Below are 14,577 nucleotides of genomic sequence, written 5' to 3' on the forward strand. Positions count from 1 at the left end.
GGAGTCCACGCATGGCCCTGACCCCGCCCTTCGATCTCAAGCAATGGATCGACGAACATCGCCACCTGCTGAAACCGCCGGTCGGCAACAAGTGCATCGTCGACGGCGATTTCATCGTCATGATCGTCGGCGGCCCCAACGCGCGCACCGACTACCACTACGACGAGGGGCCGGAATTCTTCTACCAGATCGAGGGCGAGATGGTGCTGAAGGTGCAGGACGACGGCCAGGCGCGCGATCTGCCGATCCGCGCCGGCGAGATGTTCTACTTGCCGCCGCGCGTGCCGCACTCGCCGCAGCGCATGGCGGATTCCATCGGACTGGTGATCGAGCGCAAGCGCCTGCCGCACGAGAAAGACGGCCTGCTGTGGTACTGCGAGCAGTGCAACCACAAGCTGTTCGAGGCGTATTTCACCCTCGAAAGCATCGAGAACGACTTCCCGCCGGTCTTCGACCGCTTCTACGGTTCGCGCGAGGCTCGCACCTGCGACGCCTGCGGGCATCTCAACCCGGCGCCGGCCAAGTACGACGACTGAACACTGTCGCGCACGGCAGACGCAGATAAAAAAACGCGCGGCGAGCATGCTCGCCGCGCGTTTCCATTTCGCTCGGAACGCGGACTCAGACCGCGTCGAGATCGGAATGGCGCTGGATCACCTTCGACACCACGCCATACTCGATGGCCTGCTCCGGATTCATCCAGAAATCGCGTTCGACGTCGGCCAGCACCTTGTCGTACGACTGGCCGGTGCGCTCGGCGATGACGCGCGCGATGCGCTCGCGGGTGCGCAGGATTTCCTTGGCCTGAATCTCGATATCCGAGGCCGGACCGCCCGCGCCGCCGCTGGGCTGATGAATCATGAAACGGGTGTTCGGCAGGCACAGGCGATTCTCTTTCTCCGCCGCCAGGAAGATGTGGGTGCCGGCGCTGGCCACCCAGCCGCTGCCGATGGTGATGACCGGCGCGCGCACGAAGCGGATCATGTCGTGGATCACGTCACCCGATTCGACGTGGCCGCCGGGCGAGGACACCAGCATGCGGATCGGCTTGTCCGACTCCTCGGACATCGCCAGCAGGCGCTCGCACACGCGCTGCGCCTGACGATGGTCGATCTGGCCGAACACCATCACGAAGCGCGACTGGAACATCAGCTTGTCGACCTGCGCGTCGCGGCGCTCGCCCTTGCCGGCCTCGTCGTCGGCTTTGTTGATCTGGTTGTGCATGAAACGACCTCAGTGATGGATGTTGAGTATGCTCGCACGTTCGCGGAAAGCGTGCGCGGCGCGCCGTCCGCGCGCCACGCTCCCGGCGAGACTCACGAGACGATCAGTCGATTGACGCGCTTCAGGAACGCCGCCGGATCGGCCAGCGGCGCACCCGCCGCGACTTCCGCCTGCTCCAGCAGCAGCAACGCCAGATCGCCCGCCTGCGCGTCGTCCTCGGTGCCCTGCAGACGCTTCAGCAAGGCGTGCGCCGGGTTCACCTCCAGCACCGGCTTGTTCTGCGGAATCTCCTGACCGGCCTCGCGCAGCAGACGCGCCAGATGCGGCGCCATCTCGTGATCGGACAACGCCAGGCACGACGGCGAGTCGACCAGACGCGCCGACACCTTGACCTCGCCCACGCGGTCGCCGAGCAGGGTCTTGATGCGTTCCAGCAGCGGCTCGGCTTCCTTGGTGGCTTCTTCCTGCTTCTGCTTGTCGCTCTCGTCCAGCGGCAGTTCGCCCTTGGCCGCGTTGCGAATACGCTTGCCCTTGTACTCGGTCAGCGAGTTCAGCATCCACTCGTCGATGCGGTCGGACAGCAGCAGCACCTCGACGCCCTTGGCCTTGAGCGCTTCCAGCTGCGGACTGCCAGCGGCGGCGGCGTGGGTCTCGGCGCTGATGACCCAGATCGCTTCCTGCCCGACCTGCATGCGGCCGATGTAGTCGTCCAGCGATACCGTCTGCGCCGCGCCCTCGCCCGCCGTGGAAGCGAAGCGCAACAGGCCGGCGATACGCTCGCGATGGTCCGGATCCTCGACCACGCCTTCCTTCAGCGTGTTGCCGAACGCGCCCCAGAAGGTGGCGAACTTCTCGCCCTCGTCGCGGGCCAGCTTGTCCAGCAGGTCCAGCACGCGCTTCACGCAGGCGCCGCGGATGCGGTCGACCTGGCGGTTCTGCTGCAGGATCTCGCGGCTGACGTTGAGCGGCAGGTCGTCCGAATCGACCACGCCGCGCACGAAGCGAAGGTAGGCCGGCAGCAACTGCTCGGCGGCGTCCATCACGAACACGCGCTTGATGTACAGCTTCAGGCCCTTGCGCTCGTCGCGTCCGCCCATCATCAGGTCGAACGGCACCTGCGCGGGAACGTACAGCAGCGTGGTGAAGCTCTGCGTGCCCTCGACGCGGTTGTGGGTCCAGGCCAGCGGGTCGTTGAAGTCGTGACCCATGCTCTTGTAGAAATTGACGTATTCCTCGTCCGTGATCTCGCTCTTCGGCCGCGTCCACAGCGCCGAGGCGGCATTGATGGTCTCCAGCTCGTCGGTCGGCTTGCCGTCCTTGTCCTTGGGCAGGCGGATCGGGAACGCGACGTGATCGGAATACTTGTGCACCAGCGAGCGCAGCTGCCAGGCCTTGAGGAACTCGTCCTCGTCGGCCTTCAGATGCAGCGTGACCGTGGTGCCGTGCTCGGGCAGTTCCTCGCTTTCCAGCAGGTACTCGCCCTTGCCGTCGCTCTCCCACTTCACGCCCTGTGCGGCGTCCGCGCCGGCGTGGCGGGTGTGCACGGTGACCTTGTCGGCGACCACGAACGCGGCATAGAAGCCGACGCCGAACTGGCCGATCAGACGCGCATCGGCCTTCTGGTCGCCGCTGAGGTTCTCCAGGAACTTGCGCGTGCCCGAGCTGGCGATGGTGCCGATGTTGGCGATGACGTCCTCGCGGGTCATGCCGATGCCGTTGTCGCGCACGCTGAGGGTGCGCGCCTCCGGGCCCCACAGCACGTCGATGTGCAGGTCGGCGTCCATGCCCTTCAGGGCCGGATCGGACAGCGCCTGGAAACGCAGCTTGTCGCAGGCGTCGGAGGCGTTGGAAATGAGTTCGCGCAGGAAGATTTCCTTGTGCGAGTACAACGAATGCGTGACCAGGTGCAGGACCTGGGCAACTTCGGCTTCAAACTTGCGGGTCTCGGTGGCGTTCGCGTTCATGCGCATCGGGCTCCGATAGAGGACGTGGAAACGGTGAGCGCCGGGAACCCCTCCCCGGCAGGCATGCCGCAGCAATCGGGGCGGCGACGCGCACTTTCAAGTCCGCGCTGGCATCATCGGCGCATGCATTACCGTGGACGCTTCGCTCCCTCGCCGACCGGCGAACTGCATGCCGGCTCGCTGGTCGCGGCGCTGGGCAGCTGGCTGTGCGCGCGCCGCGCCGGCGGCCGCTGGCTGGTGCGCGTAGACGACCTCGACCCGCCGCGCGAGGTGCCGGGATCGGCGCGCTCGATCCTGGAAGCGCTGCGCGAGCACGGTCTCGACGCCGACGAGCCGGTGCTGTACCAGTCGCAGCGCGAAACGGCCTACCAGGCCGCCTTCGACCGGCTGCGCGCCGACGGCCACGTCTTCGCCTGCTGGTGCAGCCGCAACGATCTGGCGCCCCACGGCGGTCTGCACCGCGACGGCCGCTGCATCACGCCGCCGCTCGACGATCGCCCGCCCGCATGGCGGCTGCGCGTGCCGGACCGCACCATGCGCTTCGAGGACCGGCTGCAGGGCCCGTGCCGACAGGCGCTGCGCGAGGAAGTCGGCGATGTCGTGATCCGGCGCGCCGACGATTGCTGGTCGTACCACCTCGCCTGCGTGGTCGACGACGCCTTCCAGGGCGTGACCGAAGTGGTGCGCGGCTGCGACCTGCTCGATTCGACGCCGCGTCAGATCCTGCTGCAGGAACTGCTCGACCTGCCCACGCCCAGCTACCTGCACCTGCCGCTGGCGCTGCGCGCGGACGGCGGCAAGCTGTCCAAGAGCACCCGCGATCTGCCGCTGGACCGCGCCGATCCGCTGCCGGCGCTGCGTCAGGCACTGCGCTTTCTCGGCATCGAGCGCCCCCGGGGCGACAGCGTGTCCGCCCTGCTGCATCACGCCGTCGACGACTTCGATCCGCAGCGCATCCCGCGGCGCTACAGCGCGCCCTGGCCGACAGCGTACGGCGTCGCATGAACCGCCGATGCACGGCGGCGGCAAAGCCTGAACGGGCAACTGGTGCAGCGCAATATGTTCTGCTAGGTTCGCCGCATGGCTCAGACCAAGCGCACCATCAAGAAGTACCCCAATCGGCGTCTGTACGACACCGAAATCTCCAGCTACATCACGCTGGAAGAGGTACGTCAGCTGGTGCTGGACGGTGAGGAATTCGAGGTTCGCGACGCCAAATCCGGCAAGGACCTGACCCGCTCGGTACTGCTGCAGATCATCGCTGAGCATGAAGAACACGACGGCCAGCCGATGCTGTCCACCCAACTGCTCACGCGCATCATCGGTTTCTACGGCGACGACCTGCAGGGCTTCATGGGCCCCTATCTGGAACGCAGCCTGCAGTTGTTCATCGACCAGCAGCAGGCGTTCCGCGCCGAACTCGGCGCGGCCCTGAAGGAGGGGCCGGGCACGACGCTGCACGAACTGGTCGAGCGCAATCTCGAATGGTGCCGCTCGATGCAGGCGCAACTGCGCACATCGGCCACCGCAAACGGCGCCAAGACCGGGACCGACCGCTCACGCTGAGCGCCCGGCCGGCCCCCGGGGATTGCAAAACGCGCCCCGCTTGCGGACAGTCACGTACTGACTCGCACGGAATCCGCGCATGCAACGTTCTCCGATCACCCTCGTCGGCGCCGGCCTGGTCGGCGCGCTGCTGGCCACGCTGCTCGCTCGCGGCGGACGCCAGGTACGATTGATCGAGAAACGTCCGGACCCGCGAAGCGCCGGCTTCCTCGGCGGTCGCTCGATCAACCTGGCCCTGGCCGAACGCGGCCTCAACGCCCTGCGCGCCGCCGGACTGGACGACGCGGTGCTGCGGCAGGCGGTGATGATGCGCGGGCGCATGGTGCACGACCTGGATGGGCGCACCAACCTGCAGCGCTACGGTGTCGACGACAGCGAGGTGATCTGGTCGGTGTCGCGCGGCGGACTCAACATGCTGCTGCTGGACGCCGCCGAACGCGCCGGCGCGGAGCTGCATTTCGGACAGACGCTGGTCGATGCCGACTTCGATACCGGCACGCTGCGTCTGGCCGATGCCGAGGGCATCCATCGCGACCTGCACGCACCGATCACCATCGGCGCGGACGGCGCCGGTTCCGCGCTGCGGGCGGCGATGATGCGGGTGCAGGACCTGGGCGAGCGCACCGAGATGCTGGGGCACGGCTACAAGGAACTGGAGATTCCGCCGCCAGACCGTTTCCCCGAAGCGCTGCGCCCCGCAGCCGTCGATGCCGAGGGCCGTTTCGCCATCGAGCCCAACGCCCTGCACATCTGGCCGCGCGGCGGCTACATGTGCATCGCCCTGCCCAACAGCGAAGGCAGCTTCACCGTCACCCTGTTCCTGCCCAACGAAGGCGCCGCGCCGAGCTTTGCCACGGTCACCGACGCCACGGCCGCCGAAGCGCTGTTCCGCGCGCAGTTCGCCGACGCGCTGCCGCTGATTCCCGCCCTGCGCGAGGATTTCGACGCCCACCCGGTCGGCACGCTCGGCACGCTGTACCTAGACCGCTGGCACCTGGCCGGCAAGGCGCTGCTGATCGGCGACGCCTCGCATGCCATCGTGCCGTTTCACGGCCAGGGCATGAACGCCGGCTTCGAGGACGCCGCCGCCCTCGCACCGATGCTGATCGATGCGGACGATGCCGACACCGAAGCGGTGTTCGCGGCCTTCCAGGCGCAGCGCAAACCCAATGCCGACGCCATCGCCGCGATGGCGCTGGAGAATTACGTCGAGATGCGCGACTCCGTGGCCGATCCGCGCTATCTGCTGCAACGCGCTCTGGGACAGCAGCTTGCCGCACGCGTGCCGACGCACTTCATGCCGCGCTACCGCATGGTCACCTTCAGCCACCTGCCCTACGCCTACGCGTTCGAGCGCGGACGCGCGCAGCGCGCGCTGCTGGAACAGTTGCTCGGCGAACGCGACACGCTCGACGGATTCGATCTCGACGCGGCCGAACGCGCCTTGCGCAACACCCTGCCACCGCTGCCGGCGCTGCGTGGCTGAGCCGCCATGCCGACGTCGCATCCCCTGCACGAAATCTTCCACCGCACCAGCTACCGCGTGCGCCTGCGACGCGGCGGGGTGGCGGTGATCCGCGTCGGCGAATCGCTGCCGCCCGCCCTGCTGAATACGCTCCCCGAATCGGACACCCCCTGGGGCTTCATCACCGCATGCAATCCGCGCGGACAGACACGACCGCGCGAGAGCAATCGCCGGGCGATGCACATGCTGCGCAACGCCCTGCGCGAGCAAGCCCCGAATGCTCGCCTCTGCGCCGCCTGCGGCGCTCTCGGCAGCTGGCGCGAACCGAGCCTGTTCGTGGTCGACGCGAGCCACTCGGTGCTCGACCAGCTGATGCAGCGTTTCGACCAGCTCGCCATCGTACGCGGCCGCGGCGCCTCGCCCGCCGAGCTGCATTGGTCGCGCTGGGTGCAGCACGTCATGGACGATCCCACCTGAGACGTTTTGTCTCGATCCTCATCGAACAGATGCACGCGCTGCGCCATGAGGCGTGCATGACAGCCGCGTTCGGCCAAGCCTCGAACCTTACGATTTCGTCAACCGGACGTTGACACATTGCGAGCCGCCGGTAAGCGGCATGCCATGCGCGGAACCGAAGCTGCCCGGGTCCATTCTGCCCCCGGAGATTCCGCATGCCGCCCCGCTCCCGACTGCCTTCGCGCACGCTGATCGCGCTCGCCATCGCATCGACCCTGTTTTCGGCCACACTCGCGGCCGCACCGACGTCCACGGATCACGCCGCGACTCCTGCAATCGATGCGCCAGCCTCGACAGCGGCACCGACGCCGGCCAAGAAGCACCGCAAGAATCCCAACCTGTTGCCGGAAGTCGACGTCACCGCAACCGTGATCGATTCGTCCAGGCTGCCTTCGGTCACGCCGCTGGAAGCCAGGCAGCCTCGCGCCGTGGTTTCCGGCGAGGCCATCCGCGCCATGCAGTCGCCGATCGCCGCCTACACCGACGTGATCGCGCTGACGCCGAGCGTCAACGACGCCGAGCCCAACGGCAGCGGCATGGGCAACAGCACGGGCCTGACCATCCGCGGCTTCTCCGACGGCCAGTTCAACCTGCTCATGGACGGCATCCCGTTCGGCGACGCCAATGACTTCACCCATCACTCGGTGAACTACCTCATGGCGCAGGACATGGGCCAGATCAGCGTCGACCGCGGCCCCGGCAATGCCTCGACGCTGGGTTACGCGACCTTCGGCGGCACCGTCTCGATGGACAGCCGCGATCCCTCCACCAAGGCCGGCGCGCGCGTGTACGGCAGCGCCGGAAGCTTCGACAGCTACATGCTGGGCGGCTCGCTGGACACCGGCACCATGCAGGACCTCGGCGGACTCCGCGCCTACATCGACTACCGCCAGCTGACCACCCAGGGCTACCTGTCCGGAGCTAACCTGCGCCGGCACAATTTCTTCTTCAAGGCCATCAAGCCGATCGGCGACCACACCCAGCTGACCTTCGCCTCGCTGGTCAACACCGGCACCGGCAGCAACGCGGCCATCGTCGGAGCCACCAGCTATCCGTACGTCGCGATCAACGACGGCACCGGTCCCACCAGCAACCTGCCGGGGCAGATGCAGCAGTTCGGCAAGCGCTACGGTCTCAGCAACGACCCCGCCAGCCAGGCCTACACCGGCTATAACTTCGACACCGTCAACACCGACATGGAATACGTGCGCCTGACCAGCGACCTGGACGGCCTGCACATCGACAACAACCTGTACACGGTGTCGGACTACCACCGCGGCTGGAACGGCCTCGACCCCAACGGCGGCAACCTGAACTACGGCACCGGCAACGGCCCCGCCGGCTCGACGGGCGACGGCACCTTCCCCGTGGGCGCCGGCTCGACCAACGGCACCTACTACGGCCCCGGCAACGTGCCGGGCCAGAACATGTACATGCTGTACCGCAACTGGGGCGACATCCTGCGCATGTCCCAGGATGCCGGACCGGGCACGCTGCGCTACGGCGTGTGGTTCAACAAGCAGCTGTATCACCGCTACCAGATCGACGAGGACGCGACCAATCACTGGGCCTGGAACGGCCCCAGCCGCGAAGCCGCGTTCGCGGGCAGCAAGAAGGATCGCCGCATCGACGGCACGTTCTCCACCTTCCAGCCCTATCTGGAATACGACTGGAACCTGACCGACGCGCTGACCCTGTCGGGCGGCGTGAAGTACGCCTGGTTCAAGCGTCACGACGTGGCCGAGGTGCAGGAGAAGGTCGGCAAGCCGCAGGACTACAGCCAAACCTGGTCCAAGGCGCTGCCGGCCCTGGATCTGCACTACGCCATCAGCGACAGCTGGTCGGCCTACGTGCAGGCCGCCGAAGGCTATCTGGCGCCGAACGAGAACCTGTACTACGTGCCGGATCCGGGGGCCTCGGCCGCCAGCGTCAAGCCCGAGCAGACCACCAACTACCAGATGGGCACGGTGTGGCAGGGCGACGACTTCAACTTCACCGCCGACGTCTACGCGATCAACTTCAACAACATGGTGACCAAGAAGAAGATCGCCGGCATCACCTACTTCCAGAACGTCGGCGGCGTGCAGTACCGAGGCCTGGAGCTGGAAGGCAGCTATCTGATCGGCGACGGGCTGAGCGTGTACGCCAACGCCACCTACAACAAGGCCACCCAGCAGTCGGATAATCTGCAACTGGTCGCCACGCCGAAATATCTCGGCGCCGTGGCCGTGCTGTGGAACCACGGCCCCTGGAACGCGGCGCTGACGGCCAAATACACCGGTGCCAACTACGGCGACATGGGCACCGACAGCAGCGGTCGCGACATCGGCATCTATCGCTTCAAGCCGAACACGATCACCAACTTCTCCGTGCACTACACCCTGCCCGATGCCGTGGTGCTTCCGGCTGGCAGTCGCCTCAGCCTGCAGGTGTTCAACCTGGCCGACGTGCGCAAGCTCAACGTGCTGTCCGGCTACACCGCCGGCAACGTGCCGCTGTTCTACGCCACGCCTGGCCGCAGCTTCATGGCGAGCTTCGAGATCCCGGTGCGCTGAGCGCCGTGGACATGTTGCGGCCCGCGCGCCTCTCCTTCTGCGCGCGGGCCGCCTTTTTATCGCGCCACGGCGCACCGGGAGTCCATCCATGCCTTCAAGTCTCATGGCGCGCTGGGGCGTCGCCTTGCTCATCGCCGCCGCTGCATGCCCGGCATTCGCCAAGCTGCACGCACGGCCCTCGCCGGTGCGTCATGTCGTGCTGATCAGCGTCGACGGCCTGCATGCCCTCGACCTGCGCTACTTCATCCGCTTCCATCCGGATTCGCACCTGGCCGCGCTCGCCGAGCACGGACTGGAATACACCGACGCACACACCGTGGTGCCTGCCGACTCCTTTCCCGGCCTGCTGGCGCTGGTCACCGGCGGCACGCCTGCCGTCACCGGCGTCTACTACGACAACAGCTGGGACCGCAGCCTGGCGCCCGCCCACGGACCGTGCACGGCATCGGGCGCGCACGTGCTCTACAACGAATACATCGACCAGCCCGGCGGTCGCGGCATCGATGCCGCCAGGCTGCCGCGCGACCCCGCGCATGGCTGCCGCCGCGTGTATCCGTGGCAGTACCTGCGCGTGAACACGATCTTCAACGTCGTGCGCAAGGCCGGCGGCTACACCGCCTGGTCCGACAAGCACCCGGCCTACGCCATCGTGCAGGGTCCGTCCGGCGACGGCGTCGACGATCTGTACACGCCCGAGATCGGTACCGACGGCGAGGACCATCGCGACACCGACGTCATCACGGCGTCGATCGCGGCCACCGAGACCTACGACACCGGCAAGATGCAGGCGACGATCCACGAACTGGAAGGCTTCCGCCACGACGGCCGCACGCGCGCGCCGGTGCCGACCCTGCTAGGCCTGAACTTGCAGAGCGTGAACGTCGCGCAGAAGCTCGCCGGCTACCAGAACGCGGAAGGCATGCCCTCGCCGTCGCTGGACGCGGCGCTGAGCCATGTCGACAGCCTGATCGGCGAACTGCAGGACACCCTGAAGCAACGCCACCTCGCATCCAGCACGCTGGTCATCGTCACCGCCAAGCACGGCAACGGCCCGATCGATCCGGCCCAGATCCGTCACGTCGACATGAAGCGTCTGCGCGCGGTGATCGACGATGCGGCGCCGAACGAACCCGCGCAGCTGACCACCGACCAGGTCGCGCTGGTCTGGCTGCACGATCAGCGCAACACCGGCACCGTTGCGCGCACCCTGCTGGCCGACCGTCGCACGCTCGGCATCGAGCGGGTGCTGTGGGGACGCCGGCTCGCGCTGCAGTTTCCGCAGGCCGCGCAGGACCCGCGCACGCCCGATCTGATCGTGATTCCGCAAGCGGGCGTGATCTACGACCATCCCGACGCCAACAAGCGCGCCGAGCACGGCGGCTTCGACGACGACGACACCCACGTGGCGCTGCTGGTATCCGGGCCGATGCTGCCGCATCCGGGACGTCGCCTGCGGGCGCCGGTCTCGACCACCGCCGTGGCGCCGACGCTGCTGCAGGCGCTGGGTCTGGACCCGGATGCGTTGCAAGCCGTGCGCAAACAGGGCACGCCGACCCTGCCAGGCGTGGACTGGGCGCACCTCGAACACCACTGAAACAAAGCAGCCGGCGACTTCACCGGGCCGTCACATTGGCGGCCTATCGTCCACGGATCGGAGACATCGCGATGAACGACGCGCCCGACGACGCTGTCGCCGGCTCCGTCACGGCGGACGAGGAAGAGGCCTTGCACGTACTGATCGTCGAAGACGACGCGGAAACCCGCGAGTGGGTCGCCACGGGACTGCATGAAGAGGGTTACAACACGCGCACCGTCGGCGAAGGCCGCGACGGCCTGATGCTGGCCTTGCGCGAACCGTTCGACGCGCTGGTGGTGGACCGCCGCCTGCCCGGACTCGACGGCATCGGCCTGATCCGCGCCGCGCGCGCCGCGGGCGTCTGCACGCCGATCATCATGCTCACCGCGCTGAGCGAGACTGCACAGCGCGTCGAAGGCCTGGACGCCGGCGCCGACGACTACCTCGGCAAGCCGTTCGCGCTGGCCGAACTGCTGGCGCGCCTGCGCGCCGTGGTGCGGCGACCGGCGCTGGCCCAGGTACAGACCTGCTTCAGCGCCGGCCCGCTGCGACTGGATCTGGTGCGGCACGAGGCGCAACTGCATGGCGAGGCGCTGGATTTGACGCCGACGGAGTTTCGCCTGCTGGAAGTGATGATGCGCCACGCCGGCCGCGTGGTGACCCGCTCAATGCTGCTGGAACAGGTCTGGAACTTCCATTTCAACCCGCGCACCGGCGTGGTCGAGACGCACATGTCCCGACTGCGCGGCAAGGTGCATCTGCACGCCGCCGAGCCGTTGATCGAAACCGTGCGCGGCTACGGATATCGCCTGCGATACGGTCTTGATCCGGCGTAGACCGACCAGCGCGTTCCGGCTGGCCCTGCTGCTGGCCGGACTGTTCACGCTGTTCTCGCTGCTGACCGCGGCAGTGCTGTGGATCGGCACCGCGCACGAGGCGCGCGTCGAGCAGCGTCGCGCCATCGGCGCCGACGCCCGCGACCTCGCGCTGCTCTCCTACCAGCACGGCATGGATGCGCTGAGCACGGAGATCGAGGAACGCGTCATCCTCAACGCCGGACTGTCGCGCTGGTACGCCCTGTACGCCGCCAACGGCATCAAGCTGGCCGGCAATCTGGAGCACGCGCCCAAGCACACCGGCTGGGACCGCATGACCTTCACGCCACGCGCCACCCTGCGCGCGCCGGTGCCGTCGTCGCACCTCCTGGCGCTGTACACCGTGCGCACGGCGCAGCACGGCTGGCTGGTGGTGGGACGCGACGCCTTCTACCTGCACCGCATGCGCGACGTCGCCGGACGCATCTTTGTGGTCGCCCTGCTGTTCATCGTCGCCGCGTCGCTGCTGGTCGGGGCGCTGGTCGGACGCCGCCTGTCGCGGCGCGTCACCGCGATGTCGATCGCCGCCGAGGCGATCAGCGCCGGACAGCTGGAACGACGCATGCCGCGACGACACAACGGCGACGAGCTGGATCTGATCGCCGCGACCATCAACGGCATGCTCGACCGCATCGCCGCCCTGCTCGCCGACGTGCGCCGCGTGGGCGCGGACATCGCCCACGACCTGCGCACGCCGCTGACGCGGGTGCGTCAGCGCCTGGAACGCCTGCAGCGCCACCCGCCCGAAGACGCGGCGACCCTGCAGCAAACGCTGGAACAGGCGCTGGCCGAAATCGACGAACTGCTCCATGTGTTCCAGGCGCTGCTGCACCTCGCCCGCGTCGAGTCCGGCGAGATGCAGCGCGATTTCACCGAAGTGCCCCTGCGCCCGCTGCTGCAGGAACTGTTCGACACCTACGCCGCCGTAGCCGAAGGCGAAGACCATCGTCTGCTGTGCGAGGCCACCGCCGACGCCATCGTGCGCGGCGACCGCGCGCTGCTCATGCAAGCCCTGGTGAACCTGGTGGAAAACGCCATCCGCCACACGCCGCCCGGCACCACGATCCGCATCGGTCTCGCGCGCGATGCGGACGGCGTGCGTCTGTGCGTGCGCGACGACGGACCGGGCATACCCGACGCCTACCACGAACAAGTGCTGGAACCGTTTCTGCGCCTGGAAAGCAGCCGCCACACGCAAGGCAACGGCCTCGGGCTGGCATTGGTGCGCTCGGTCGCCGAGCTGCACGGCGCCGAGCTACGGCTGGAACAGGCCCGTCCGGGGCTGTCCGTCAGCCTGCGGTTCGCGTTCGCGCCCGCACGCTAACGCCGCGAGGCCACGTCGCGGCAGCGAAGCGGTTTCGGCATGCGCCGCAGTCCGGGCAGGTCCGTGTCGTCGAAGCCGACCACCAGAAAGCGGTTCGGCGTCGGCAGAAAGTCGTTGTCGGTGCTGACCCAAAGCGTATGTCGCCAATGACCGTGAACGCGCACGTCGCGGCCGAAGCTCAAGCCCTCGAACTTTTCCGGCACCTGCGCCGGCGTGATGCCGTGCCGTCCGAGCCGTGCCACCAGATCGACGAACAGATGCTTGTGCACGGCGCGCGCCGCCAGCGCCCGGACACCGTGCAGACCATCGATGGCGCGCGCGCCGCGCAGATCGATGCGATAGATGCGCTTGATGCGCGCGGGTTGTCCGCTCCCCGCGCCACCGCCGCCGCGCTCGTCGACCAGCATCACGTGATCGTTGACCGCGACAATCTCGCTGATGCCCGCGTAGCGCGGCTTCGCGTCCGTACCACCTACCCGCTGCAGCGGGTAGGCGTAGCTGTGCATACGGCCAGTGACGAGGTCGATGCGCACCAGACGCGCGAATCCGCCGTGCGCGCCGCCGTCCTGGATCAATGCGCCCTGCACGGCGCCGATCAGCGTCCGACCGTCGGGAGTGATGGCCAACCCTTCCAGCCCGTGATTGCCGACGCGGCCGCGCGCGTTGCGCTTCGTCTCGACAGCGCCCGTCGGGGCGGGATGCGCGACCGCCAACGCCGCCGGCAGATTCACGATGCCGAGGCGACGACCGCTGGCGCGATCGAAGCGGTACAGATGCGGGCCGTATTCGTCGCCCAGATAGAAGCTGCGTCCGTCCGGCGCCAGGCGAAGACTCTCCGGATCCAGCCGCGCATCGCCGGGCCAGTCCGAGGCATGCGCGGGATCGTAGCCATCCGAACGGCCGGTGAAATAGAAACGATGCCGTTGCGCGTTCAGGGGCGGAACGCCGGACGCTGCATGAAGACCCGCTCCGCTCCCGTAACGCAGGCGTTCGCGCGACCACAGCAGCGTGGTCTTCAACAACCTCGCCTGCACCTGCAAGGGAAAACGTCCATCCGACGCCGCCTTGGCCAGGGTCAGACGCAACGTCTGCACGCGATTGACGTAGGCCGTGGTCTCGTCGAGCGCGCGATTCCAGGCGACCGCGTTCGGCCCACGGTCGGGCAAGGCCAGGAACGTGTCGCAACCAGCGTAGTCGAGTGCCGAACCGAGACCGCCGAAGCGGTTGCCCGGCACGCCGTCGGCAAGACGCTTGGCGGTCGCCACGGCCCGGTCGCTGTGGGTGCCCGGCAGGCTGCCGTAGGCCAGCAGCACGGCCTTGGCGCCGGCCATCGTCGGCAACAAGACAAACAGAAGAACCAGGGCGCGACGCATGACGGGATTCCGCGGAAGAAACGACCGAGCATGCTCGTGCATCATGTCCACCGCGTGACGACGCTTGCCGATGCGCAGGGCTCGACATCGACCGGAAAATCGGCGAAGCGTTCATGCACCGTGGCGACATCGCGCCCAA

Annotated in this window: 12 protein-coding genes; 9 read left to right on the plus strand and 3 right to left on the minus strand. The window is 67.7% G+C overall.

Annotated elements, in window-relative coordinates; translation table 11 throughout:
- The first annotated feature begins 11 nt into the window (after positions 1 to 11).
- Positions 12 to 536: a 3-hydroxyanthranilate 3,4-dioxygenase gene (locus LF63_RS09415; protein WP_043101290.1), complete on the plus strand. Its 525-nt coding sequence runs from the start codon at positions 12 to 14 to the stop codon at positions 534 to 536.
- Positions 537 to 621: 85 nt separating this feature from the next.
- On the opposite strand, the gene LF63_RS09420 is transcribed toward LF63_RS09415, so the two are convergent.
- Together LF63_RS09420 and htpG are read right to left on the minus strand one after the other, a co-directional pair.
- Positions 622 to 1,224 carry an ATP-dependent Clp protease proteolytic subunit gene (locus LF63_RS09420; protein ID WP_052394910.1) on the minus strand — a complete coding sequence of 201 codons (603 nt, stop codon included), beginning with the start codon at positions 1,222 to 1,224 and terminating at the stop codon, positions 622 to 624.
- Positions 1,225 to 1,316: 92 nt separating this feature from the next.
- Positions 1,317 to 3,188: a molecular chaperone HtpG gene (gene htpG / locus LF63_RS09425; RefSeq protein WP_043103581.1), complete on the minus strand. Its 1,872-nt coding sequence runs from the start codon at positions 3,186 to 3,188 to the stop codon at positions 1,317 to 1,319.
- Between the two features lie 123 nt (positions 3,189 to 3,311).
- Between htpG and gluQRS the strand changes: the two genes are divergently transcribed.
- The 8 genes from gluQRS (at position 3,312) to LF63_RS09465 (ending at position 13,065) form a co-directional block, all read left to right on the plus strand.
- The gene (gluQRS, locus tag LF63_RS09430) at positions 3,312 to 4,193 is read left to right on the plus strand and encodes a tRNA glutamyl-Q(34) synthetase GluQRS (protein ID WP_043101293.1); all 882 of its coding nucleotides are present in this window, start codon (positions 3,312 to 3,314) and stop codon (positions 4,191 to 4,193) included.
- 75 nt (positions 4,194 to 4,268) lie between these two features.
- Positions 4,269 to 4,754, plus strand: a complete 486-nt coding sequence (gene phaR / locus LF63_RS09435; protein ID WP_043101296.1) for a polyhydroxyalkanoate synthesis repressor PhaR — start codon at positions 4,269 to 4,271, stop codon at positions 4,752 to 4,754.
- A 79-nt stretch (positions 4,755 to 4,833) separates the two neighbouring features.
- Positions 4,834 to 6,240: an FAD-dependent oxidoreductase gene (locus LF63_RS09440; protein WP_043101298.1), complete on the plus strand. Its 1,407-nt coding sequence runs from the start codon at positions 4,834 to 4,836 to the stop codon at positions 6,238 to 6,240.
- Between the two features lie 6 nt (positions 6,241 to 6,246).
- Entirely contained in the window at positions 6,247 to 6,696 is a 450-nt protein-coding gene (locus tag LF63_RS15270) for a DUF3293 domain-containing protein (RefSeq protein WP_052394912.1), read from the plus strand.
- Between the two features lie 194 nt (positions 6,697 to 6,890).
- Positions 6,891 to 9,290 (plus strand): TonB-dependent receptor, encoded by a 2,400-nt coding sequence (locus LF63_RS09450; protein ID WP_043101300.1) that lies wholly within the window; start codon positions 6,891 to 6,893, stop codon positions 9,288 to 9,290.
- Positions 9,291 to 9,378: 88 nt separating this feature from the next.
- Positions 9,379 to 10,884 carry an alkaline phosphatase family protein gene (locus tag LF63_RS09455; protein WP_043101302.1) on the plus strand — a complete coding sequence of 502 codons (1,506 nt, stop codon included), beginning with the start codon at positions 9,379 to 9,381 and terminating at the stop codon, positions 10,882 to 10,884.
- Between the two features lie 71 nt (positions 10,885 to 10,955).
- Positions 10,956 to 11,702: a response regulator transcription factor gene (locus tag LF63_RS09460; protein ID WP_081945168.1), complete on the plus strand. Its 747-nt coding sequence runs from the start codon at positions 10,956 to 10,958 to the stop codon at positions 11,700 to 11,702.
- Positions 11,689 to 13,065, plus strand: coding sequence for a sensor histidine kinase (locus LF63_RS09465; protein WP_052394915.1), 1,377 nt, complete (start codon positions 11,689 to 11,691; stop codon positions 13,063 to 13,065). The genes LF63_RS09460 and LF63_RS09465 overlap by 14 nt, the downstream gene beginning before the upstream one ends.
- Here LF63_RS09465 and LF63_RS09470 read toward each other — a convergent pair.
- A complete protein-coding gene (locus tag LF63_RS09470; protein WP_052394916.1) occupies positions 13,062 to 14,438 on the minus strand; it encodes an esterase-like activity of phytase family protein in 1,377 nt (458 codons plus the stop codon). The genes LF63_RS09465 and LF63_RS09470 overlap by 4 nt on opposite strands.
- Positions 14,439 to 14,577 lie beyond the last annotated feature (139 nt).

Source organism: Oleiagrimonas soli (genome assembly GCF_000761445.1).
In the GTDB taxonomy this organism is placed as follows: domain Bacteria; phylum Pseudomonadota; class Gammaproteobacteria; order Xanthomonadales; family Rhodanobacteraceae; genus Oleiagrimonas; species Oleiagrimonas soli.

Bases quoted from the DNA above. Each gene is read 5' to 3' on its own strand.
- LF63_RS09440 (WP_043101298.1), top strand. From the start codon at position 4,834: ATGCAACGTTCTCCGATCACCCTCGTCGGCGCCGGCCTGGTCGGCGCG.
- gluQRS (WP_043101293.1), top strand. From the start codon at position 3,312: ATGCATTACCGTGGACGCTTCGCTCCCTCGCCGACCGGCGAACTGCAT.
- LF63_RS15270 (WP_052394912.1), top strand. From the start codon at position 6,247: ATGCCGACGTCGCATCCCCTGCACGAAATCTTCCACCGCACCAGCTAC.
- htpG (WP_043103581.1), bottom strand. From the start codon at position 3,188: ATGAACGCGAACGCCACCGAGACCCGCAAGTTTGAAGCCGAAGTTGCC.
- phaR (WP_043101296.1), top strand. From the start codon at position 4,269: ATGGCTCAGACCAAGCGCACCATCAAGAAGTACCCCAATCGGCGTCTG.
- LF63_RS09450 (WP_043101300.1), top strand. From the start codon at position 6,891: ATGCCGCCCCGCTCCCGACTGCCTTCGCGCACGCTGATCGCGCTCGCC.
- LF63_RS09470 (WP_052394916.1), bottom strand. From the start codon at position 14,438: ATGCGTCGCGCCCTGGTTCTTCTGTTTGTCTTGTTGCCGACGATGGCC.
- LF63_RS09460 (WP_081945168.1), top strand. From the start codon at position 10,956: ATGAACGACGCGCCCGACGACGCTGTCGCCGGCTCCGTCACGGCGGAC.
- LF63_RS09420 (WP_052394910.1), bottom strand. From the start codon at position 1,224: ATGCACAACCAGATCAACAAAGCCGACGACGAGGCCGGCAAGGGCGAG.
- LF63_RS09415 (WP_043101290.1), top strand. From the start codon at position 12: ATGGCCCTGACCCCGCCCTTCGATCTCAAGCAATGGATCGACGAACAT.
- LF63_RS09455 (WP_043101302.1), top strand. From the start codon at position 9,379: ATGCCTTCAAGTCTCATGGCGCGCTGGGGCGTCGCCTTGCTCATCGCC.